Genomic DNA, 22,307 nt, shown 5'->3' with positions numbered 1-22,307 from the left:
GTGTTGCTCATTTTCCTGACACGAAGGTATTGGGATTTCTGTATGCCGGCATCAACTCACTCCGATGATGATTACGCGTCCAGTCCGGTTCCTGAAGATGCAAGGACCGGTTGGCAGGGCATATTCTTCGCTACGTTAGGTATTGCGACCGCGCTTTTCTTTGCTCAGATTGCGTCGATCATTACCGTGAGGTTTGGCGTAGCAGCCGCGCTGATCGGACTGGCCTACGGATACTGCGTTTCGACATTCGTCGGTGTGCTGCTCGTTCGTCGATCCATTCAGACAGGGTTTGGCATCAATATCTGGGCCAGAACCGTGCTCGGATATCGTGGAGCGGGATTATTCAGCCTGGCCTACGGAGTGGCCTGCCTCACTTACTTCGTCGCAGAAGCCAACATCATGGGGGCTTCGCTGCAGGCTCTCTTTCCGCAAGCTCCTCATGCGTTGATATACATCTGCCTTGTCTTCGTCATGTTGCCGCTCGTGTGGTCGGGCATGAAGGTTCTTGCAAGATTCCAGACGATGAGTCTGGTGCTGTTCGTTGTGTTTGTTGTGTGGGCGATAAGAAACGCGCTTGATGTTCCCGTGGCTGGCGCTCCGCTCCCGGAGATTCGGCTTGCGGCAGCCCCCTTCACCAGCCTGCTTGAAGTATTGGGCATCGTTAACGGTCTCGCCTTCATCATTGGTCTTGTGACGGCCGACTATGCAAGATTTGTGCGCAAACGGGAACTCCGAGCAGGGACGGTGTTTGTTGGCGCGTTGTTTCCAGCGTTCTGTTACGGGATCACCGGGATCTTGGGGATCTGGTTCGCTGTCCAGATGCGGGAAAGCAATCCTGGCGTCTATTTCGTTTCGTTGCTGGGTGCGGGGGGGATCATTTTCGCGTGTACGACGCAGCTCAGAATCAATCTCGGGAACATCTACTCAGGCACCGTTGCTTTCGTCAACGCACTCGAGCATCTATTTGGCGTTTCCGTCAGCAGAAGAGTCGTCATCGTTGCTTTCTGCGCGGTTGCGGCCGCTGTGCTGATTTCAGATGGTACGCACTTGCTCGCGAGTGCCCTGAACTATATCGGTATGTCCATGGCTTGCTTCGTCACGTTGCTTCTCGTCGATCAGTTCTGGGTTGGACGATCCCGAGATGTGCCCGATGTCATGCCTCAAGTGATCAAGAACTGGCGATGGACGGGATTGAGCTCATGCCTGATCGCAACCCTATGTGGAGTGTGCATCGGTAACGCATCGCTCTTCCCATCGTTGTACCAGTGGGCGACACCGGTGTCGGTGCTTGTCCAGGCGATCCTCTTTGTTGGTATCGAATCGTACTGCAATCGACGAAGGGAACTGTCGTCACATGCTGCCTCGAGTTAGAGGGACCACTTGAGAAACGGACCTGTTTTCTGGAGCGCGAGGCTACCTGACGCCAGCAAAGGTCACTTTCGAGGAAGGTTTGAGAATGCGGAAGCGCTTTACGGACGAGCAAATCATCGGCTTCTTGAGAGAGGCCGAAGCTGGCGAGGCGGTCCAGTATCTGTGCAGGACGTACGGTTTCAGCGATACCTCCTTCTACTCCTGGCGGGCGAAGTTTGGTGGCAACGACGGCGTTGAATCGCAAAGGTTGAAGTACCTTGAGGGCGAGAATGATCGACTAAGGGAGCTATTGGCGGAGGCCTTGGCCAAGCAAGGGGCATCGGGTATCGCTAGAGACGATGTATAGATCGTCCACGTCGCCTGGGTCGTCGTCGTTCCGATGTCGTTGTGATTGGCGTCGAGCGATCCGGCGTGGACTTGAACAGATCATGATGCTTCACGCTTTGTCGATTGTAACCACCTCTGCGCTTCAATGTCGGGTTGGCGCGCAGACCTCAGTAGTGGACCCAACAGGGAACCGAGGCATGCGAAAGATATTCCTGCGATCGCTGCATAGCCGTCATCCGATTGACTTAGCAGAGGTCTCTGCTTGTCAGACGGATTCCGATGCTGGAATCCGTAACATTGAGTCAGACCGAAGCAGCTTCGTTACGTACTACAGCCTCGGACAAGTGGTTGCGCACCTGCGTTTCGACGCGCGGCATGGAGAGCAGAGTCCGGCCGAGCGTAGCCGAAAGTAAAAAAACCGGTCCAACGTCAGATCACGGCATGGAAGCGGCCACCGCGAGAGTACGCGGTGGAAACGCCACTGAACGTGCCAATTCGGCCCCGATCTTTCCTCTGTACCTTTGACGAAGCTGTCGAAACCATGGCGTGTCAAGCTGATGGTATTGCGAAAGCTTGCAGGCTCAGCGGGCCGCGTGCGTTCGTATGGTGCCTGGAGCGGGGCGCACGTCGTTTCGACGGCCTGGTTGAGGGCGGCGTCGGTTCGCCCCGCCTGCAACTGAACTGCAATGGACCGCACGCATCACACTTCGCTTCCACGAGGCGGGACTGCAACGGTCAATCCGCGGTTATCGAGTGCAGAAATGACGCGACTTGTGACCGCGTATTCAATCCGAGCTTTGCCAGAACCCTTCCCACGTGCGTTTTGACCGTCACCAGCTCGATCTGGCATTCGTGGCAAATTTCCTTGTTGGAAAGTCCACTCGCAATCAAATTGGCGATCGCTAGCTCGCGGGCTGTCAATAGATGTTGCTCGGTGAGTTTCCGATTGCGTCGATGGGTTTTTATTGAATCCAATCCGAGAAGGTTGTACTGGATATAGCTATGCATTTCCTGGAGTACGGATTCATTGTCGAGCGTTTTGTCGTGTCTGCCTTTTAGAACATTGAGAAAAGCGATGGCTCGGTTGTCCTGCCAAAAGACAAAGGCGGCCTCGTCCACGAACCCGTACCGCGCCATAAACTGTGCGTATGGGATGTGGCAATCTCTAAATCTATTGTCTGCGATCTTTCTTAGAGTAACGACCGAAGATCTGTTTGATAAAAGGAAGTCGGGGGAGATCGGATCGAACTCTCTGAAGTCTCGGTAATAGTCGCGAATCATCACGTCGCCGAGGCCGTGTTCCGTGCACGGTGGAATCTTCTGGGTAGCGTCAAACCAGGTAAAGATTGCGGCAGACGATTCCAGAAGGGTTTGGGAAAACGCAATGGTCCGCTTGGCGAAGTCCTTGCAATCGTCGTTCAGATGATATCGCATGGTTTATCCAAGTGGAATAGACAAAGGATCCTTTTCCGAACCTGTCTGACGGAGGCTGGAACGCTGGCGGCCTACGCGAAAAGGCTGCTAGCGCGATGTTCGACGATTGGATGCAAGAACCGAGCCAAGGCGACTGGCGGGTCACACGCTCCCGTATATGGCGACGGTGGCGACGAATCCGGCCAAGTGCCAGGGTGCCGTAGAGGTAGAAGCACGATCTGGAAGCGCGTCATTGCACGTTGGTCGTGCATGGCGCACCACGCGCGATCGGCGCTCCATCTTGAAGCGACGCATAGATACTTTCGGAGGATGTTGGCCAGAAATTCGCTGAATATAGTTCGACTACCAAGTCAACGGGTTCTGCGGTACACGCATCACAGTGCGATACCGAGAGAACCGCGTACAGAAAAGAGGTGGCTCGAATGAAGACAAGCGGTTACATGGCGATTGCAGAGAAGGGAAATAAACTTACCGGGAACATGGGCGCCTTTGGGCTTGCGCTGAGCGTTCTGGCTTTTTCGGCCCCTCTCACGACCGTATCGGGATATGTGCCGGTCGCGTTGATGTATGGCGGTGCAGCCAGCCCTACCATCTTCATCGCGACGATGGTTCTGCTGATGCTGTTCTCGCTGGGGTATCTGACACTCAACCATGCTGCGAAGCGACCAGGCGACTTCTACGCATTCATCACGCATGGATTGGGCAGGAGTGCCGGGCTTGGAGCCGGAATGCTCGCCACGATTACGTACTTCATCATCCTTGCCGGTGTTCCGGCGTATTTTGGCGTTGCGTCCGCTGATCTGCAGCGGACGCTCACGGGATGGGCATTCCCCTGGTACTACTTTACGCTCGCATGCTGGCTTGCCATCGCGATTTTCGGATATCTGCACATCGAAGTATCCGCGAAGTTCCTGACTTGGGTAATGGTCGCCGAAGTCATCGTTTGCATCGCGTTCTGCACTGGAGTTATTGGCAGCAATCCCCCGAGCGACTTGCCGCCGAACGCCATTTTTTCCCCATCCGGATTGTTCAACGCGAACAGCCCGTTTGCCATGCTGTTTGCCGTCTCTTTCTTTATGGGGTTCGAGGCGACAGCATTGTTCCGTGATGAGGTGCGCGACCCGGATAGAACCATTCCGCGAGCAACTTATGGTGCGGTTATCTTCATCGGTCTGTTGTATACGTTCTGCGCATATGCACTGATTCGCGTGTATGGACACGACGTGATCTCCGTCGCAACGCAATCGCCCGCCACCATGTTTCAGAATGCCTTCGACAAGTTCGTCAGTGCGCGGATGCGCACGCCGGTCGCGATCCTGGTTTTGACCTCGGCGTTTGCGTCCAGCTTGTCCATTCATAACGTGCTGACGCGTTATCTTCACAACCTCGGCATCGACGGCGCATTTCCGCAGTACCTGAGTGCGATCCATCCGAAGCATTTGTCACCGCACCGCTCGTCCGTTACGGTTTCGACGCTGACGCTGCTTGTTCTTCTGCCGTTCATCGTGACCGGGGCCCAACCGGAATTGCTTTACGGTCGACTGTCTGGCGTCGGTACCGCAGGAGGACTGATCCTTATGACCGTCGTGAATGTTTCATGTCTCGTCTGGTATTTCCGCGAGGGGCGGTTCATCGGTGCAGGCGTTTTCAAAGCGTGTGTTGCGCCCGGCATCTCCGCAGTCCTGTTTGTTGCGCTCGTCGTCCTCGTTGGCAAGCACTTCGAGCTTCTCGTTGGCGGCGAACCGGGCCAAAGCACGTGGATGCTCTATAGCCTGTGCGCAGTGCAGATTTTCGGGATGGCATTGGCCGTTTATTTCAGGAAGGCCAAGCCGGAAGTGTTCCGGCGGTTGGGGCGCAATCGTGACGTCGAGCCGCGAGATGGTGGCACGGACGACGAGGCCGTTCTCGCCGTCACGCAATGACATATCCATGCTTCGGATGTGAATCTCGATAGCTTCGGCTTCAGTCGCGAAGCAACTCGGCATCCGATTCATCTCCGTTTCAAGAGACCAGTCCAGGTACGTTCATGCGCATCATTAATCCATCCATTGCCGTTGTGGGAAGCGGACCGTCCGGGTGCTACCTGGCTCAATCGTTGATAAAGGTTTGGCCGGATTCTGCAGTGTCGGTGTTTGAATCGGAGCCGGTACCATTCGGTCTGTTGCGTTACGGCATCGCGGCCGATCATCAGGGTTCGAAATCCGTGGCGATGCAGTTCGATCGTCTGTTTAGACGCGATGGGGTCAATTTTTTCGGGAATGTAACTATCGGAAAAGACCTGTCGTTTGAGCGATTGACAGAGAGTTTCGACATTGTGGCGCTCGCGACTGGTTTGGCAACGGATTCGGTACTTCCGGTTCCACAACACCCGAAAGCAAACGTCGTTGGGGCAGGCGAAATACTGCGGGCGCTGAACGGCTATCCCGAGCCTCGGTTGCCCCATGACAGAGGGCGATTTTGCTCCTTGGGTGAATCGTTGGCGATTGTCGGGCACGGGAACGTCGCCATAGACGTTGCCCGGTTGCTGGCCAAACGCATCGAGCAATTCGATAACTCCGATATCGACGACGAGCGGCTATCGATGCTTCGCTCGAATCATCTCGAGCGGATTCATCTTGTCGGAAGATCCAGCGCAGGCGACGCGAAATTTGACCTTGCCATGCTGCGTGAACTTTGTGATCTGGGACATGTAAAGGTATCTGCATCGGGTCTTTCGGACGACGATCAGAGCGAAAAGGCACAAGTGCTGCGGAATGCCGCGAGGCGCATCGTATATGCCAAACCGCTGGTGGAAATTGTTTTCCACTTCGAATGTACGCCGGTGCAGGTCGACGCACTGCTGACGAAAAGCGTTTTGCGCGGACACTCGAAAGCGGAAGGTATCGTGAGTTTTCACGTCGACACGATCGTTACTGCGATTGGTTTTACGAACGAGGTCGGCGATATCGGCGCGCGATGCGGGCCGTGGCGTTCGTTCAATGTATTCGAGGTCGGTTGGGCGAAGAACGGCGGAAAGGGCGGGGTTGCCGCGAATCGCAGAGACGCACAAGCCGTGGCCGCGCAGATCGTTGCGATGGTGCAAGACGGAGCGCTGCCGATCGGCCGGCCTGGACTGGCCGCGCTCGGAGACCAGTTTCCAGCCGATTTCGTGAATTACGCCGGCTGGCTGGAGGTGGACCGGTATGAACGGGATGCGGCGGGGCCGAACAGGCTCCGCAAGAAAATTGCAGATCGCAGGCGCCTGCTGGAAGTGGCAAGGCAGATCGTGAGCGTGGGGTAATCGTCTAAATATGAGCAAAAAGAAATGAATGCATCGATTCTGATTCTGTTTGGCACGGAGAGCGGTAACGCAGAGATGGTTGCCGATGATATTGCGATGTGCTTCGCCGAGAAAGATATGCCGAGCGTCGTCAAATCGATGGCGGATCAAGCCGTGGACGAACTGGAGGCTGTCAGTTTCGCGATCGTTGTTACTTCTACGTACGGCGAGGGCGATATGCCGGAGACGACCGAGCCGTTCTATCGCGCGCTCATCGCGAAGCGTCCCGATCTGGCTTCGATGAGATTTGCCGCGTTTGGGCTCGGGGATTCCAGCTACGAGAATTACAACCGTGCAATCGATCTATTGACTGAGATGCTCGCTTCGTGCGGCGCCACGCAAATTGGCGAAACGGGACGACACAATGCATCGAAAGGCATGCCTGCAAACCAGATGGCGGTGGCATGGTCCCAGGGCATCCTTTCGATTTTGGGCAAATAAGGGGGTTTCGATGAAAAATCAAACGGGCGATTTCATGAACGATCCTTACCTTCCGTGGGCGGACCTCGCGTTTCGCGACAACCCGTATCCGTGGTATGAGCGATTGCAACGCGAGGCACCGGTGTATCGGATTAGCGAACGTGAGTTCGTCGTCTCGAAGTATTCCGACTATGTGGAGTTTGCCAAGCATCCAGCGATGAGCATGGAGGAGCCGAACTGGGTGAAACCCCATCCGTGGCACGTGTTCAAGGAAAGTGTGCTGTTCTACGACCCGCCACGGCAGACGCTATTGCGGCGGCACTTCAACAAGTGGTTCACGCCGAAGATGGTCGCGGAGTGGGCGAAGCATACAAAGGCGCTTGTGAGCGACGCACTGGACAATATCCCGCAAGATGGCATTGTCGAGGCTCATCACACTATTTGTGTCGTACCCACCCACGTCACGATGTGCCGCATCTTCGACATACCGGAAGACGACATCGAAGGTGTGATGGAGAACGGGTTGCGTATTGTCATGGCTCAGTCTCCGGCTTCAACGAAGGCGCAGCTGGACGATGCGGTAGAGGGGTTCAAGTATCTGTTCGACCGGTGCAACGCGTTTGTTGCCGAGAAGCGCCGAAATCCTGGAAACGGTCTTGCGGACGCACTAATCGAGGCACAAGCGCGAGGCGAACTATCCGAGGCTGAAGTCGTCCAGGCCATGGTCAATTTTTTCTTCTCCGGTGCACCTAATCCGGCTTACGTGCTCGCGTCGACGTTGGAGCATTTCACGCGCGAGCCTGAACTCTTCGACCTCTACAAAGCCGATCGCGAAAACCGCCAGGCGATGATCAACGAATTCTTGCGTCTGTATCCGCCAGAGATGTCCTTCACTCGGTACAACAAAGCCGCGGTTACGATCAGAGGCACGGTGATCCCGGAAAATAGCGTCATTCGCTTCATGACTGCGGCAGTCAATCGGGATCCTGATGTGTTCGAGGATCCGAACACATTCGACCATACTCGTTCGATGCGTGAAAGCCAGATGCTGTCGTTCGGCATCGGAACACACAGCTGCGCGGGGCAATTGATCAGCCGTGTCGAGATCGAGGTGATCTTGTCAGCCATAGCGGAACGCTATTCACGCGTGGAGCTCGCCGGCTCTCCCGCGGTTCAGCACGACGATCGCATTCGCAACTATTTGACTTTGCCGTTGCGCTTTTCCTGAAGCGACCGAGGACGGGAAACGGGGGATGCGCGCTGATCGGGGGTATTCCGGATTAGCGCTCAAGGAGCGTCTCGCGAGCAACAACTGCTCGGGGCGCTCCCTTCATTCCGCTATCGGCGACCCGCCCGGTGTCGTCATGCGTACGCTGTCGACCGTATCGTCCGTTGCTTCCATCATTCCACATCCGCGCTCCGATAGCATGCCTTCCAAAAGCCGCTCGTCCGGGAAGTTTCCCGGCGATGTCCCAACCTCACGACATCAATGGTTCGCCGTATTTGCCGTCGCGGTCAGCGCATTTGCGTTCGTCACTTGCGAATTTCTACCGGTCGGCCTTCTGGCGCACATCGCTCTGGATCTGCATGTCACGTCCGGGACGGCAGGCTTGATGATGACTTTGCCCGGTGTGATGGCTGCCTTGGCCGCGCCGACCTCGGTGGTTGTTGCTGGAAAATGGGATCGCAGGTACATACTTTTGATATTAACCGGATTGCTGACGTGCTCAAGCTTCGTCAGTGCGTACTCGACGAACTTCACGACGATGCTTGCCGGCAGGGCACTGTTGGGGATCGCATTGGGAGGGTTCTGGACGCTCGCGACCGCGGCGGCGGGGCGCATGGTGCAAGCCCGGGATACGGCGCGTGCGATCGCATGCATCCTGGGCGGGGTTGCATCGGCTACTGTCATTGGTGTGCCGCTCGGGACCCTGATCGCTACGCTCGCGTCCTGGCGGGAATCGTTCGTTGCGACCGGTGTCCTCGCAACGGTAGCGCTTTTTGCGCAGGTCGCCTTCGTGCCGAAGCTGACAGCTGAAACCACCGTGGGCGTTCAGGACTTCATTTCGCTGCTGCGCCGGCCGCACGTGCGTCTGAGCCTGATGATGGTGGCGTTCGTATTCGGCGCGCATTTTTCCACCTATACGTACCTGGAACCTCGTCTCGGAGAGGACTTTTCGGTATCGGAGATTTCAAGCCTGCTGATGGTGTTTGGTATTGTCGGCTTCATGTCGAACGTGACGCTTTCGGCGGTGATGGATGGCCACGTGAAAGTCGCCACCGCGATCGCGACGGCTCTGCTGTTCTTCGCATTGTTGCTGATGGCGGTACTGGATCATGCGCGAATCGGCGAGGCCGCAGCATTGTCGCTCTGGGGCGTAGCGTTCGGTGCAATCCCGTTGTGCTTCAGCATCTGGACTCAGCACGATGCCGCTGACTGCCCCGAAGTCGGTTCGGCGCTCTTCATTTGCGTTGTTCAAGTCGCCATCGCGATTGGGTCCGCCGTGGGAGGGCTGATCGTCGATCATATGGGCATACGAGCAGATTATTCTATCGGGTGTATTTCCTCCGTGCTCGGGTTGGTGACCCTATGCACACTGAAGGCCCCATCGTGCGGGCAGCGGGCGTTTTTGCCTGCTACGGGTAGAACCGCAGTCGGCCAATATCCTGGCTCGTCACGCCGAGATAGCCCGCCAGTCTCTGAATAATCGCCATCCAATCCAACGATTCGCCTAACCATTTCCCGCTTCAGATCGCGGTCTGGAGTTGATGGGGTCGTGCGACATGGTGTCCCCACCGCAACCGCGAGGACGTACTTGCCGCGATCGGGGAATACGAACTCGCCGCCATCGTGACCGTTATGAAAGTGCAGCGTTGAAAGACCATCACGGTTCGAAGCGAAGCCTCGCTTCTCGGCCTTCGTCCCCCGGATGCTGATCGCTGACCCTTTGCAACTTCATTTACGTGCCACGTAGCGACCGCCGCAGCGTGTGGAGTAGCTGCAGCTTCGACATCGGCGTGCGTCTTCATGCTGCAGCGCACTCACGCGTAAACACGGAGTTTTGCGTCTTGCAAAGCCGTGTAGAGTGTGCGCAAAGAATATAAATATGCACAAAAAATCATCTTAGGCATTTCTTGTGCACATTGGCGACTTCGTAAACGGTATGGAGGAGACGACGGTGAAAAGGTGGGTCATTACGTCAATTGCCTGCGCGACCGCGGGTCTGGGCCCGGTATCGTGTGCCTATGGGCAAAGCAGCGTGACGCTCTGGGGCTTGCTCGATGCAGGTGTGTCATACATCAGCAATACCTCGGGCCACCCTGCATGGCGGCTCGACGACGGCATCGCGTTGCCCAACCTGCTGGGATTTCGCGGGACCGAGGATCTCGGTGGCGGCACCCGCGCGGTGTTCCAACTGGTGACGCAGTTCACGCTGCAGGGCAATCTCGTCGCTCAGAAGAGCAACGGGAGCGGTACCGGAACCGGGCTTTTCGCGCGCAATGCATGGGTCGGCCTCGATAACGCGCGCTTCGGCAAGCTCACGCTCGGACGCCAGTACGACTTCATGGTCGACACGCTGTTCGCCGATGTCGGGGCCGATATGGCGATGTACGGCGGCGGATTCTACGGCTTCCGGGATGGTCCGTTTGCGAAGCTCGGCATTCCCGATTCTCCACCGAACGAGGCGTTCGACTTCGACCGCATGAACGGCGACACGCCTCTTGGCAACGCGGTCAAGTACACGAGTCCTTTGCTGGGAGGATTCCGGTTCGGCGGAATGTACGCATTCGGCGGCGTGGCCGGGGATTTCCGCCAAAACAGCGCGGAAAGCTTCGGTGCCAGCTACAGTGCCGGCGCGTTTGCATTCGGCGCGGCCTATACGGACGTGCGTTATGCGTCATTGCTCGGTGACAGCATCAGGAACTACGGGCTCGGCGCGAAATATCGCGGCGACAAACTGCTGCTGACGGCGCTGTTCACTGACACGCGCAATACGCACAACGGCGCGGTTGTCAACGCGGCGGAGGTCGGCGCACTGTATCAGTTCACGCCGGTGTTCTCGACGAGCCTCGCCTATACCTACATGTGGGGGAATGAGGTTGTCGACCGCAATCACGCCCATCAATGGGGGGCCGTTGCGAAGTACCATCTGTCGAAGCGGACGGCCGTCTATCTGCAATCGATGTATCAGCTGACGAACGGGGGGGCGAATGCGTCGATCAACGGGACGTTCGGCCCGTCGAGCAATCGCTCGCAGTTCATCGGCCGGATCGGCATGCAAACGATGTTCTGATTGGTTCTTGCGACGGCGGCGCGCGTCGTCGTCGCAATGGAATTCATCCGCGCGCGGCAGTATCGGATACTGCGCTCGACTTACTGTACCGATGCCAATTGCCGTTCCAGTGCGGCGGCAACACGCGTCAACGTCCCTTCGATATGCTTGCGCAGCAATTTCGCTGCCTTGTCCTTTTCCCGCCCGATCGCCGCTTTCATCAGCGCCTCGTGTTCCGCGCCCTTGTGGCGTTCCTCCGTCCGATGGAGCGCCGAGTAGCGCCGATAGCGTTCGGCGCGGTCGAACAGCGATCCGACCATGTTCAGCAGCAGCGGGCTCGGCGTCGCGGACAGCAGCGCCATATGGTAGGCGCGATGGCGCTCCGACCAGTCGTCGTCGAGGGCCACCGGGCCGGTACCCATCCGCTTTTCGGCGAGGCTCAGCCGATGGAACGCCGTCAGCACGGCAACTTCCCAGTCGTCGTCGCCATGCTCGATGGAATCCATTAGCGCTTCGTGTTCAAGCAGGATGCGCAGGCGCGTGATGTCCTTGAAGTCGTCGATACTGATCGGTGCAACCCAAAAGCCGCGATTCTCGGTCGCCTGCACGATTCCGTCCTGCGCGAGGCGGTTCAGTGCTTCGCGAATCGGTGAACTGCTGAGACCGTAGATCTTCGACAGACTTTCGACTTTCAGGCGCGTGCCTGGCTCCAGTTCACACCGGATGATCGAGGTTTTCATCCGTGCGAAAGCAACATCGATGAGCGGGGCACCATTGGAGGCAGGTGTCGAATCCATGGCGTGGCATTCCGGATTGTCAATGCGGTAATTTTATGCGCAAAGCGCGCTTCTATGCAAGATTGACTCGAAAGGCTCGTCGAACAAAAAAAGCGCTCGGGCAAAGCACCGAGCGCTGAAGGCTGTTACATGATGCGCGTTCCGGATCAAGGGCTCGTTGCCGGCGCCTCAAGTGCTTGCGAGCCGTTGGTCGCTAGCGCGGCCACGAGCTCGTCGAGCAGCGCAAGCGCTTCCTGCAGCTCACGGCAACCACCGTACACATAGTGATCGGGGCGGGCGAGAACCACACGGCAATCGTGTTGAGCCATCCAGCCGGTCAGCACGCCACTGACGTCCTGATACGTATCCGGCGAGGCATCGGGCGCGAGCGCGTCGGGCCCGATCGAGACGAACCGGATCGCCGGATACTGCAGGCGATCGCATGCCTGCCGAAGTTGCGCGACGGTCGCGACATCAGTACGTGCGTCCACCGCGAGCCGGAAGGTCGCGCCGGTCACGTCGTCGAGCAGGCGCTCGTCGCCGGTGGACGTCCGCACGCGTGGTTGCGGAAACAGCAGCCCGCGTGGCCCGTCGCTCGAAGCGGACAGAAAGCCGTCGCTCAATCCCGGGATCAACGATTGCCGGACCATTCCCTGCGGATTGGCGGCCATCTCCGCATGCAAGCGCTCGTCGCGCGCGCTGGCCGCGACCGGATCGCGTTCACAGATCAGCTTGCCCAGTTCCTTCGTCACGAGTGTCGTGCGCTTGACGTGCGGCAACCGTTCAGCCTGGTAACTGTCGAGCAGTGCCGTACCGGCCTTGCCACGCGTAACCATCGCGAGCTTCCAGACGAGATTGGACGCATCCCGGATGCCTTGACACATTCCCTGCGCGAGGAATGGCGGTGTCATGTGCGCCGCGTCGCCGAGGAAGAATATCCGCCCGGCCCGCCAGCGGCGCAGCACGAGCGCGTGAAACCGGTAGGCGGATGCACGCCAGATCTCGTATTCGTCGTCGGCGAGCCAGCGCGAGATCAGCTTCTTCACGAACTCGGGCCGGCAGGCGTCGGCAGGCGTCTCGTCCGCGTTGATCATGAACTCCCAGCGGCGGCAGCGGCCGGGGCCGACGACGAACGTCGACGGGCGCGCGATCTCGCAATACTGCACGTTGGTTGCCGGCAGGCTCTCGCCGGCACCGTCTTTGATCATCACGTCGACGACGAGCCACGGCTCGTCGAAGTCGAGATCCTCCATGTCCAGGCCGAGCCGCGTACGGATCGGGCTCGTTCCTCCATCGCAGGCCAGCACATGGCCCGCGGTGAACGTGCGTTGCTCGCCCGACGCCAGCGAGATCGTCACGGATGCGGCATCGTCGTGCGATTCGACCGCGGTCGCTTCCGCACCGAGCTCGACTCTGACCGACGGGTAGCCGGCGAGATTGTCGCGCAGGATCCCTTCGATTTGCGGCTGCATGAACACGTAGTTCGGTGCCCAGCCGAGCTGGTATGGCGGGGCTGCCGCGTCGATGCGGCGAATCACGCGCGTATCGGTCGTCCGGTATTCGGACGGGCGGTACGGCATCACGTATTGCGCGATCCTGTCTGCAATCCCGAGGTTGGCCAGGATCCGCATGATTTCCTGGTCGAATCCCATTGCCCGCGGCTTGTCGTAGACAGTGGGCGACTTGTCCACGACCAACGTGCGCAGGCCGGCCTGACCGGCCAGGTTGGCGGCGACTGCACCGACCGGGCCGAGACCGACAATGATCAAATCGAAGTCCACATCTCCTCCATGTTCATATTCGTTCCGCCAGAACCGACCACGTTCGCCCGGCGGTGCGGGCGGGTCCACCGGACCGTCGCCCGACTGATCTCAGTATGCCTTCGTGTAGGCGGTCTTGACGGTCGTGAAGAATTCGGCGGCGTATCGGCCTTGCTCGCGCGAGCCGTAGCTCGACGACTTCGTGCCACCGAACGGCACGTGATAGTCGACCCCCGCGGTGGGCACGTTGACCATCACCATCCCGCTGCGCATGTGTTGCCTGAAATGCGTCGCATGTTTCAGAGACGTCGTACAGATGCCGGCTGACAATCCGAACTCGCTGGCGTTCGCGATCTCCAGCGCCTCGTCGTAATCCTTCGCCGGGATAGCACACGCGATCGGGCCGAAGATCTCCTCGCGCGCGATGCGCATCGTCGGTGCCGCATCGGAGAACAGCGCCGGCGTCAGAAAATGGCCTCGTGTGCTGCGGACGACGGTCGTACCGCCGCAGATCAGCGTCGCCCCTTCATTCCGGCCGATTTCCACGTACGCTTCATCCAGTCGCAGTTGCTCGCTGTCGACAACGGGTCCGATTTGCGTGTCGGCGTCGAGCGCATGCCCGACGCGGAGTTGCCCGAGCGCCTCCGCAACACGGTTGATGAAGCGCGTGTAAATGCCTTTCTGCACGATGAAACGGGATGATGCGGTGCAGCGCTGCCCGGTCGAGTAATAGGCGCCCTGTATCGCACAGTCGACGGCGACGTCGAGGTCCGCGTCGTCCAGGATGACGAGCGGATTCTTGCCACCCATCTCGAGCTGCATCCGCTTGAACTGGCGCGCGCCCTGCAGCAGCAGGTTCCGCCCGGTATCGACCGATCCGGTGAACGAGATCGCGTGGATGTTCGGCGAGGCGACCATCGCGTTGCCGACGACACTGCCGCGCCCCATCACGAGATTGAATGTGCCGGGCGGAATGCCGCTGCGGTGGATGATGTCCGCGAGCGCCCACGCGGATCCCGGGACGAGGTCCGCCGGCTTGAAGACGACGCTGTTGCCGTGCGCCAGTGCCGGCGCGATCTTCCAGGCCGGAATGGCCATCGGGAAGTTCCACGGCGTGATGATGCCGACGACACCGACCGGCTCGCGCGTGATATTGACGTCGACGAGCGGTCTGACCGACGGCAGGGACTCGCCGCCCGAGCGCACCGCTTCGGCGGCGTGGAACTTGAATATCTGCCCGGCACGCGCGACTTCGGCAATGCCCTCGGCAAGCGTCTTGCCTTCTTCACGCGATAGCAGCGTACCGAGTTCCGTCTGCCGCGAGAGCAATTCGCTGCCGATCGCGTCGAGTGCATTCGCTCTGGCCTGGATGCCGTTGTTCCGCCAGCCGCGTTGAGCGTCGCAAGCGGCGTCGATTGCCTCGTGTGCCTGCTCGACATCCGCGTACGCATAGTCGCCGATTGCGTCGTCGAGATCGGACGGATTGATGTTGCGGCGTGAAGTGGTGCCGGTGCGCCACGACCCGCCAATGAGATTGCACTTCATGACCAGTGATCTCCCCCATTTTTTCAGGGTGGCGTCCGCCTGCCGTCGAACGCGGCGGACGCTACGGATTGGTATGTCTATTCGTCGAATGCGGTGCGTTGGGCGGCGATGCGGTCGCGCATTGCCGCGATCCATGCGTCGCGCGTCAGGAAGCCCGGGCGGCGCTGGCACATCGCTTCCGTCCGTCTCAGAACTTCAGCGCTCGGGAGATCGAGATCGAGCGGCTCGCGACAAGGCTGCGCGGTGAAGAACGGGCTGTCGACGTAGAGTTCGATCGGATTGCCTTCAGGATCCTTGAAATAGATCGACCACGCGTTGCCGTGATCGACTTGCTCGATACCGGCGACGCCCGCACGTTTCGCGCGTTGGTAATACGTGCGCAGATCGTCCAGCGAATCGAGCAGGAAGGAAAGCTGGTTGACCGGGTTGAAGGGGAGGTCGGTGGGCTTTCCATCGAACAACACGAGCTGATGATGGATTTCCGGATCCTGCGTCATGAAGTACAGATTGTGTCCGGTCGACGCGACACCCTTGTCGCTGATCACGAACCCGAGTGCCTTGCGGTAATAGTCGACCATCCGGTCGAGGTCGCTGCAGAAGATGCCGCAGTGAGTGAACTGAATTTTCGGCAGTGCCGCCATGATCGTCTCCTGATTGTTCGAGTATCGCTCACGCTTCGTCGGCCACCGGGTTCGACAGCGTGCCGATTCCCGGAATCACCACGTCGAAGGTGTCACCGGGCTTCAGGAATACCGGCGGCTGACGCTTGAAGCCGATCCCGCTCGGGGTGCCGGTCGCGAGGATGTCGCCCGGCTGCCAGTCGAGCGCCTGCGATACGTATGCGATCAGGGCCGGAATGTCGAAGGCGAGTTCGGACAGCTTGCCGATCTGCATCTGTTCGCCATTCAACAGACCGTGTACCGAGAGTTCACGGTAGTCCGGAATTTCGTCGGCCGTGACGAGCCACGGGCCGAGCGCGCCGGTGCCGCGGAAATTCTTGCCCATCCCGTACTGGTGCGTATGGAATTGCCAATCACGGACGCTGGCGTCGTTGAAGCACGTATAGCCGGCAACGTGGCTCATCGCGTCTTCCGGTGCGATATGCGAACCGCCGCGGCCGATGACGACCGCGAGTTCGGCCTCGAAATCGAAATTGTCTGAAATGGTCGGACGAATCAGCGGCGCACCGTGCGGCAACAGGGTTTCCGCGTAACGATGGAAGATGACAGGGTACTTGCCGACCGTGCGCCCGGCTTCCGCTGCGTGCGCGACATAGTTGATGCCGACGCAGATGATCTTGTTCGGGCGTGGAATGACCGGCTCGAGCTCGACATCGGCCGACGGGAAATCCGCGGCCGCGGCCGCGGCGACGAGCCGGCGTGCTTCGTCCAGCGCCGTGTCATCCGCGAGCAGTGAAGCGAGATCGGCCAGCGCCGGCATGCGCGACGCGAGATCGACGATCCCTTGTTCCTTGATTGCACCGAAAGCGGCCTTGCCGGCCCGGCGATACGACACGAGTTTCATTGCTCCTCCGTTTGGGCATAAAACATGTTTTTATGCATATTACATCGGAATGGATATAATGCAAGCACGGGAGCACAAACTGGCTCCCGGCGATCCGAACAATTTCCGTGGAGCAGAAAGATGCCGCTGGTCAATGTCAGAAAGATCAAGCTCGACCTGGAGGAGGTCTGGCACGAAGGGGGAGAGCGCGTGAGCGAGCCGCTGCGGGTTGCGGTCGCGACCGCCGTCGTCGCGAATCCGTATGCGGGGCGGTACGAGCCCGACCTGCTGCCGTTCATGCAGGCGCTGCGCGAACTCGGGCATGACCTCTCGTCACGCCTCGTGGCGCTGCTCGGCGGCGCGGAGAACGTCCAGGCGTACGGAAAGGGCGCGATCGTCGGCGAGGATGGCGAACTCGAGCATGGCGCCGTATGGCATGAAGCCGGCGGCTGGGCGATGCGGGAATCGCTGGGCCAGCCGAAAGCAATGGTGCCGTCGGCCAAGACGATCGGCGGCGTTGGTACGCGCCTGATGGTTCCGCTGGGCCATATTCAGGCGTCTTATGTCCGCAGTCACTATGGCACGTGCGAGCTAACCGTCTGGGATGGCCCGCGCCGCAACGAGATCGCGTTCGCACTCGCGATGGCGACGGGCGGGCGCGTGCACGCGCGACTGGGCGGCCTCGCGGCGTCGGACGTCAAGGGTCTCGACGGCCTGCGATGAAGTTCAGGCGGAATCTGTGTTTTTGTGCATAAAAATTGATATCATGCATTGAGCGTGGTCCGTGTCGCGGGTAGATGGCCGGGCCAGTGACTGTGTGTGGCGAATACACGAAGAGTGATAGACCGGAGACAGACATGACGAAGATGATGCGAGCAGCACGTATGCACGATGTCGGCGCACCGATGGTGGTGGAGGACATCCCGGTGCCGTCGCCGCGGCCGACCGACGTGCTGGTGAGAGTCAAGGCTTGCGGGATCGTGCCCAACCTCGGCAACGTGCTGAGCAACTGGCAGAAATGGTTTCCCCACCTGCCGCTGCCCCGGCTGCCGGCGATTTTCGGTCTCGACGCGACGGGCGTGATCGAGGAGGTTGGCAGTCAGGTCCATGCGTTCAACGTGGGGGACCGCGTCTATGTGAATCCGGCGCGCTATTGCGGCGGTTGCCGCGCGTGCCGCTCGGGTGATACCACGGCCTGTCCGTACTACACATTCAACGGCTATTTCGGGTTCAGCCAGCGATCGCAGGCCATCTTCGACGACTATCCGTACGGCGGGCTGTGCGAGTTCATGACCGCGCCGCAATACAGCCTGGTCAAGATACCCGACAACCTGAGCCATGAGACCGCAGCGCGGTTCGGCTATCTCGGCACCGCCTATCGTGCGCTGAAGAAGGCGGAAGTCGGGCCGAGCAGCACGATCCTGGTCAACGGCATCAGCGGGACGCTCGGCATCGGGGTTGCACTGTTCGGGCTCGCAATGGGGGCGCGGAAGATTCTCGGCACCGCACGCAACAAGGAATTGCTTCAGCGCGTGAAGGCGATTGCGCCGGATCGCATCGAGATTCTGGCGCTCGATGACGAGCCGGTCGACGCATGGGCGGCGCGCATCACGCGCGGGGAAGGTGTCGATGCGGTGATCGATGCGCTCGGGCCGGGCGCACCGCATACGACGCTGCAGGAGTCGCTGAAGACGCTGCGACGTGGCGGTCATCTCGTCAATGTCGGCGCGGTCGCCGGCGACGTGCCGGTCAATCTTCACTACATGATGGACAACGACCAGCGCCTGAGCGGCTCCGCGTGGTTTACGGCCGGGCAAGGACAGGAAATGGCGGACATGGTCGAATCCGGCGTCGTCGACCTGTCGGTCTTCGAACACTGCACGTTCAAGCTGGAGGACATCAATGTCGCGCTGGGCGGGATCGAGAATCGCAATGGCGGCTTCAGCAACTACGTGATCTGTCCGTAAAGCACATCGACGACACTTCCGCGTCACATCGGCGCCGGGGTGTCGTCGGCCGAAAGCGTTTCCTTACAGCGAGGCAACTCATGCACATTCGACGCGTGGTGACCGGCCGTGATCCGCACGGCCGGTCCGTTGTGGTTTCCGATGGTCCGACACCCCGAACTGTCCTGTTCGACTCCATTCCCGGGCATGCATTCGCACAGGTGTGGACAACTGCGGCATCTCCGTCGCTGGCGACGACGGTCGATCCGACGATCGGAAAAGACACCCTGATTCCGCCGGCCGGCGCGACCAGTCTCCTGGTCGTCACCTTTCCGCCGGATCAGGTCATGGCGGCTCCGCAGTTCGATCCGGCAGCAGCGGCAAACGAATGTGTCGCGCGCATGCCGGATCTTGCAGCGACGTTCGAGCCTGACCATCCAGGCATGCATGCGACCGAAACGGTCGACTATGCGATCGTGCTGTCGGGAGAGATCTGGCTGGAGCTCGATGACGGGGAGGCGACCCGGCTCGGGCCAATGGATGTCGTCGTGCAGAACGGCACGCGCCACGCATGGCGCAACAAGGGGAACAGCCCGGCGATCGTGGCGTTCTTCATGGTCGGTGCGACGCGCACGTGATGCGCGCGCATGGCCTTTCGATGGTCGATCTGGAGGAAAACGGAATGAGCGAGCCGCTCGATACCCGCGCGCGCCAGCAGCTATTTACCGACGCACGCAGCCAGAACGCGTGGTTGGACCGAGCGGTGCCCGATGCGGTGCTGCGTGACCTGTACGAACTGACCCGATGGGGCCCGACGAGCATGAACTGCTCGCCGATGCGCGTCGTGTTCGTGCGGTCGCTGCTGGCGCGCGAAAAGTTGTTGTCGGCTGTTTTTACGGGGAACGTCGAGAAAGTGCGTACCGCGCCGGTCGTTGCGATCATTGCGCAGGATGTGGCGTTCTACACGCAGCTCGACAAGCTGTTTCCGCATCGGCCGGGTGCAGGGAAGATGTTCATCGAGCAACCGGAGCTGGCGCGAGATACATGCTTTCGCAACAGCTCGCTGCAGGGTGGCTATTTCATCATGGCGGCGCGCACGCTCGGTCTCGACTGCGGGCCGCTCTCGGGGTTCGACGCGGCCAGGGTCGATCAGTTGTTCTTCGACGGGACGGCACTGCGCGTGAACTTTCTTTGCTGCCTCGGGTATGGCGATCCGGACGGCCTGTTTCCCCGCAGCCCGCGGCTCGATTTCGACGACGCTTGCGAGGTTCTGTAGGTTATAGGCGCGGCGACGAAGCCGGTTCGCCGCCCATACGCTTCAGCTGAGGCGCACACTTGCGAAACGCTGTTTCGATCAGATGCAGTCACTGTGCGCGCCGGTGATGCCGAGCACCGCGTGATTGAGCCATGTGCGCAATGTTCTCGTTGTATCGTCGCGCTTCGCCGCTCAGCCATTCCCGAAACGCCGCCAGCGTCGAGCTTTCCGCCTTGGCTTCCGGGTAGATCAGGAAGTACGCATTCCCGGTCGGATGTTCGTAGCGACCGACCTGAACCAGCGTCCCTCTCGATAGTTCGTCCTCGACGAGCAGGCGAGGAATCAGTGCGATTCCGATTCCGCTCGACGCCGCTTCCGCAAGCATCGAGAACAGTTCATAACGCGGTCCGGACAGGTCGCCTTCCATTTCGAGTCCTTGCGCCGCGAACCACTCGCGCCATGCGTACGGCCGCGTACTTTGCTGCAGCAACCGATAGCGCCGCCAGTCCGCCTGGGTCGGCTGGGTGCGCGACGCGACCAGCTTCGGGCTGGCGACCGCGATCACGCTTTCCTGCATCAGCAAATCGCCGGCCGTACCGGGCCACGGCGCGGGGCCTGCGTGGAGCGACGCGTCGAACCCTGTCGCATCGAACATGAACGGACGCGGCATGGCGGTCAGATTGACGGCGATGTCCGGATGCGTATCGATGAACGCCGGCATGCGCGGCAGCAGCCAACGGGTTGCGAAGGTCGGCACGGCCGCGAGCTCCAGGGTACCGCCTTTGCCGCCCGTCGCCATCATCTCCAGCGCGTCGTATTCGATCTGATCGAGTCTCGATGCCACACGGCGGCTGTACGCCGCACCGGCTTCGGTCAGTGTCACGCCGCGTCGGGTGCGCCGAAACAGCTTCACGCCGAGAAATTCCTCGAGCACACCGATCTGACGACAGATCGCACTTTGCGTGACGGCGAGCTCGTCCGCCGCTTTTGTGAAGCTCTGGTGGCGAGCGGCGGACTCGAATGCGGACAAGGCCGTTGTGGAGGGGATCGTGCGGCGCATGATGCGTGTCCAGGTAGTAATGAAATTAACGAGTGATATTTTTGCACATGTCGGTGCAAACAAATCGTTTGTTTTGGCGCTACGTGGCGAATAAAGTTGGCGTAACACCTTCACGCGGGCGATCAACAAATGACCAATGCACACAAATCGAATTCGTTTCAATGGGACGACCCGCTGCTGATCGACCAGCAGCTCGACGAAGAGGAGCGCATGGTGCGCGATTCCGCGAACGCATACTGTCAGGAGCGGCTCGCACTGCGCGTGCTGGATGCTTTTCGTCGCGAGGAGACCGATCGGGCGATCTTCCGCGAGCTGGGCGAACTCGGCCTGCTCGGCATCACGATTCCGGACACCTATGGCGGCGCGGGGAGCAACTACGTCAGCTATGGCCTCGTCGCGCGCGAGGTCGAACGTGTGGATTCCGGCTATCGCTCGATGATGAGCGTGCAATCGTCGCTCGTGATGGTGCCGATTCATGCATTCGGTAATGAAGCGATCCGCCAGAAATACCTGCCCAAGCTGGCATCGGGGGAACTGGTCGGCTGCTTCGGGCTCACCGAGCCGAATCACGGTTCCGATCCCGGCGGCATGGCGGCGCGCGCGCGAAAGGTCGACGGCGGCTATCGCCTGACAGGCAGCAAGATGTGGATCACGAACAGCCCGATCGCCGACGTCTTCGTCGTCTGGGCGAAGGACGACGAAGGCGCGATTCGCGGCTTCGTGCTGGAGAAGGGCTGGAAGGGTTTGTCGGCGCCGGCGATTCACGGCAAGGTCGGGCTGCGTGCGTCGATCACCGGCGAGATCGTGATGGACGACGTGTTCTGCCCGGAAGAGAACGCGTTTCCGGAAGTCCGCGGTCTCAAGGGGCCGTTCACCTGCCTGAACAGCGCGCGCTACGGTATCGCGTGGGGCGCGCTCGGCGCTGCCGAGGATTGCTGGCATCGCGCTCGGCAGTACGTGCTCGATCGCAAACAGTTCGGCCGGCCGCTTGCCGCGAATCAACTGATCCAGAAGAAGCTTGCCGACATGCAGACCGAGATCGCGCTCGGTCTGCAAGGTTGCCTGAGGCTCGGCCGGATGAAGGACGAAGGCACGGCGGCCGTCGAGATCACGTCGATCATGAAGCGCAATTCATGCGGCAAGGCGCTCGACATTGCGCGGGTCGCGCGGGACATGCTGGGCGGAAACGGGATCAGCGACGAATTCGGCATCGCACGGCACCTCGTGAATCTTGAAGTCGTGAACACGTATGAGGGTACGCACGACATCCACGCGCTGATCCTCGGCCGGGCGATCACCGGCATTGCCGCATTCTGA

The 22,307-nt window shown here is 59.9% G+C and carries 19 protein-coding genes and 1 pseudogene; 13 read left to right on the top strand and 7 right to left on the bottom strand.

Annotated elements, in window-relative coordinates:
- Positions 1-42 precede the first annotated feature (42 nt).
- Entirely contained in the window at positions 43-1,371 is a 1,329-nt protein-coding gene (locus KR541_RS29145; RefSeq protein ID WP_124660028.1) for a purine-cytosine permease family protein, read from the top strand.
- A gap of 85 nt (positions 1,372-1,456) precedes the next feature.
- Positions 1,457-1,675 (top strand): annotated as a pseudogene (locus KR541_RS29140) (transposase); the annotation flags it as partial.
- Between the two features lie 758 nt (positions 1,676-2,433).
- On the opposite strand, the gene KR541_RS29135 reads toward KR541_RS29140, so the two are convergent.
- Positions 2,434-3,132: a response regulator transcription factor gene (locus KR541_RS29135; protein WP_050011198.1), complete on the bottom strand. Its 699-nt coding sequence runs from the start codon at positions 3,130-3,132 to the stop codon at positions 2,434-2,436.
- Positions 3,133-3,554: 422 nt separating this feature from the next.
- Here KR541_RS29135 and KR541_RS29130 point away from each other — a divergent pair, with 422 nt between their 5' ends.
- From KR541_RS29130 to KR541_RS29105, 6 genes are all read left to right on the top strand, one after another.
- The gene (locus KR541_RS29130) at positions 3,555-5,054 is read left to right on the top strand and encodes an APC family permease (protein WP_050011197.1); all 1,500 of its coding nucleotides are present in this window, start codon (positions 3,555-3,557) and stop codon (positions 5,052-5,054) included.
- A 104-nt stretch (positions 5,055-5,158) separates the two neighbouring features.
- Entirely contained in the window at positions 5,159-6,412 is a 1,254-nt protein-coding gene (locus tag KR541_RS29125) for a ferredoxin--NADP reductase domain-containing protein (protein WP_063772873.1), read from the top strand.
- A gap of 24 nt (positions 6,413-6,436) precedes the next feature.
- The gene (locus tag KR541_RS29120; RefSeq protein ID WP_050011195.1) at positions 6,437-6,892 is read left to right on the top strand and encodes a flavodoxin domain-containing protein; all 456 of its coding nucleotides are present in this window, start codon (positions 6,437-6,439) and stop codon (positions 6,890-6,892) included.
- Between the two features lie 10 nt (positions 6,893-6,902).
- On the top strand, positions 6,903-8,099 hold the full coding sequence (locus KR541_RS29115; protein WP_185731861.1) for a cytochrome P450: 1,197 nt from the start codon (positions 6,903-6,905) through the stop codon (positions 8,097-8,099).
- Positions 8,100-8,124: 25 nt separating this feature from the next.
- Complete coding sequence (locus KR541_RS29110) at positions 8,125-9,579, top strand: MFS transporter (protein ID WP_216089969.1); 1,455 nt, start codon at positions 8,125-8,127, stop codon at positions 9,577-9,579.
- Between the two features lie 456 nt (positions 9,580-10,035).
- The gene (locus KR541_RS29105) at positions 10,036-11,166 is read left to right on the top strand and encodes a porin (protein WP_080334124.1); all 1,131 of its coding nucleotides are present in this window, start codon (positions 10,036-10,038) and stop codon (positions 11,164-11,166) included.
- Between the two features lie 80 nt (positions 11,167-11,246).
- On the opposite strand, the gene KR541_RS29100 is transcribed toward KR541_RS29105, so the two are convergent.
- The 5 genes from KR541_RS29100 to KR541_RS29080 all read right to left on the bottom strand — a co-directional run bounded on the left by KR541_RS29100 (position 11,247) and on the right by KR541_RS29080 (position 16,750).
- Positions 11,247-11,942, bottom strand: coding sequence for a GntR family transcriptional regulator (locus KR541_RS29100; RefSeq protein WP_050011193.1), 696 nt, complete (start codon positions 11,940-11,942; stop codon positions 11,247-11,249).
- A 146-nt stretch (positions 11,943-12,088) separates the two neighbouring features.
- Positions 12,089-13,702: a bifunctional 3-(3-hydroxy-phenyl)propionate/3-hydroxycinnamic acid hydroxylase gene (locus KR541_RS29095; RefSeq protein WP_050011192.1), complete on the bottom strand. Its 1,614-nt coding sequence runs from the start codon at positions 13,700-13,702 to the stop codon at positions 12,089-12,091.
- Positions 13,703-13,792: 90 nt separating this feature from the next.
- On the bottom strand, positions 13,793-15,226 hold the full coding sequence (locus KR541_RS29090) for an aldehyde dehydrogenase family protein (protein ID WP_216090019.1): 1,434 nt from the start codon (positions 15,224-15,226) through the stop codon (positions 13,793-13,795).
- Between the two features lie 77 nt (positions 15,227-15,303).
- Entirely contained in the window at positions 15,304-15,867 is a 564-nt protein-coding gene (locus tag KR541_RS29085) for a VOC family protein (RefSeq protein ID WP_050011190.1), read from the bottom strand.
- A 28-nt stretch (positions 15,868-15,895) separates the two neighbouring features.
- Entirely contained in the window at positions 15,896-16,750 is an 855-nt protein-coding gene (locus KR541_RS29080) for a fumarylacetoacetate hydrolase family protein (RefSeq protein ID WP_050011189.1), read from the bottom strand.
- A gap of 120 nt (positions 16,751-16,870) precedes the next feature.
- Here KR541_RS29080 and KR541_RS29075 point away from each other — a divergent pair, with 120 nt between their 5' ends.
- The 4 genes from KR541_RS29075 (at position 16,871) to KR541_RS29060 (ending at position 19,951) form a co-directional block, all read left to right on the top strand.
- A complete protein-coding gene (locus KR541_RS29075) occupies positions 16,871-17,452 on the top strand; it encodes an amino acid synthesis family protein (protein WP_050011188.1) in 582 nt (193 codons plus the stop codon).
- Positions 17,453-17,586: 134 nt separating this feature from the next.
- Positions 17,587-18,696, top strand: coding sequence for an alcohol dehydrogenase catalytic domain-containing protein (locus tag KR541_RS29070; RefSeq protein ID WP_216089968.1), 1,110 nt, complete (start codon positions 17,587-17,589; stop codon positions 18,694-18,696).
- An 80-nt stretch (positions 18,697-18,776) separates the two neighbouring features.
- Complete coding sequence (locus KR541_RS29065) at positions 18,777-19,313, top strand: cupin domain-containing protein (protein ID WP_124630493.1); 537 nt, start codon at positions 18,777-18,779, stop codon at positions 19,311-19,313.
- 44 nt (positions 19,314-19,357) lie between these two features.
- Positions 19,358-19,951, top strand: a complete 594-nt coding sequence (locus KR541_RS29060; protein ID WP_050011388.1) for a malonic semialdehyde reductase — start codon at positions 19,358-19,360, stop codon at positions 19,949-19,951.
- 88 nt (positions 19,952-20,039) lie between these two features.
- Here KR541_RS29060 and KR541_RS29055 read toward each other — a convergent pair whose 3' ends face one another.
- A complete protein-coding gene (locus KR541_RS29055) occupies positions 20,040-20,990 on the bottom strand; it encodes a LysR substrate-binding domain-containing protein (RefSeq protein ID WP_050011185.1) in 951 nt (316 codons plus the stop codon).
- 129 nt (positions 20,991-21,119) lie between these two features.
- Between KR541_RS29055 and KR541_RS29050 the strand changes: the two genes are divergently transcribed.
- Positions 21,120-22,307, top strand: a complete 1,188-nt coding sequence (locus KR541_RS29050) for an acyl-CoA dehydrogenase (protein ID WP_216089967.1) — start codon at positions 21,120-21,122, stop codon at positions 22,305-22,307.

The organism is Burkholderia sola (genome assembly GCF_905400185.1).
Taxonomy (GTDB): domain Bacteria; phylum Pseudomonadota; class Gammaproteobacteria; order Burkholderiales; family Burkholderiaceae; genus Burkholderia; species Burkholderia sola.
The sequence above is the reverse complement of the archived record's forward strand: the minus strand, read 5'-3'. Positions and strand labels throughout refer to the sequence as shown.

Coding starts and splice junctions, on each gene's coding strand:
- KR541_RS29145 (WP_124660028.1), top strand. CDS start 43: ATGCCGGCATCAACTCACTCCGATGATGATTACGCGTCCAGTCCGGTT.
- KR541_RS29135 (WP_050011198.1), bottom strand. CDS start 3,132: ATGCGATATCATCTGAACGACGATTGCAAGGACTTCGCCAAGCGGACC.
- KR541_RS29130 (WP_050011197.1), top strand. CDS start 3,555: ATGAAGACAAGCGGTTACATGGCGATTGCAGAGAAGGGAAATAAACTT.
- KR541_RS29125 (WP_063772873.1), top strand. CDS start 5,159: ATGCGCATCATTAATCCATCCATTGCCGTTGTGGGAAGCGGACCGTCC.
- KR541_RS29120 (WP_050011195.1), top strand. CDS start 6,437: ATGAATGCATCGATTCTGATTCTGTTTGGCACGGAGAGCGGTAACGCA.
- KR541_RS29115 (WP_185731861.1), top strand. CDS start 6,903: ATGAAAAATCAAACGGGCGATTTCATGAACGATCCTTACCTTCCGTGG.
- KR541_RS29110 (WP_216089969.1), top strand. CDS start 8,125: ATGCGCGCTGATCGGGGGTATTCCGGATTAGCGCTCAAGGAGCGTCTC.
- KR541_RS29105 (WP_080334124.1), top strand. CDS start 10,036: ATGGAGGAGACGACGGTGAAAAGGTGGGTCATTACGTCAATTGCCTGC.
- KR541_RS29100 (WP_050011193.1), bottom strand. CDS start 11,942: ATGGATTCGACACCTGCCTCCAATGGTGCCCCGCTCATCGATGTTGCT.
- KR541_RS29090 (WP_216090019.1), bottom strand. CDS start 15,226: ATGAAGTGCAATCTCATTGGCGGGTCGTGGCGCACCGGCACCACTTCA.
- KR541_RS29085 (WP_050011190.1), bottom strand. CDS start 15,867: ATGGCGGCACTGCCGAAAATTCAGTTCACTCACTGCGGCATCTTCTGC.
- KR541_RS29080 (WP_050011189.1), bottom strand. CDS start 16,750: ATGAAACTCGTGTCGTATCGCCGGGCCGGCAAGGCCGCTTTCGGTGCA.
- KR541_RS29075 (WP_050011188.1), top strand. CDS start 16,871: ATGCCGCTGGTCAATGTCAGAAAGATCAAGCTCGACCTGGAGGAGGTC.
- KR541_RS29070 (WP_216089968.1), top strand. CDS start 17,587: ATGACGAAGATGATGCGAGCAGCACGTATGCACGATGTCGGCGCACCG.
- KR541_RS29065 (WP_124630493.1), top strand. CDS start 18,777: ATGCACATTCGACGCGTGGTGACCGGCCGTGATCCGCACGGCCGGTCC.
- KR541_RS29060 (WP_050011388.1), top strand. CDS start 19,358: ATGAGCGAGCCGCTCGATACCCGCGCGCGCCAGCAGCTATTTACCGAC.
- KR541_RS29055 (WP_050011185.1), bottom strand. CDS start 20,990: ATGCGCCGCACGATCCCCTCCACAACGGCCTTGTCCGCATTCGAGTCC.
- KR541_RS29050 (WP_216089967.1), top strand. CDS start 21,120: ATGACCAATGCACACAAATCGAATTCGTTTCAATGGGACGACCCGCTG.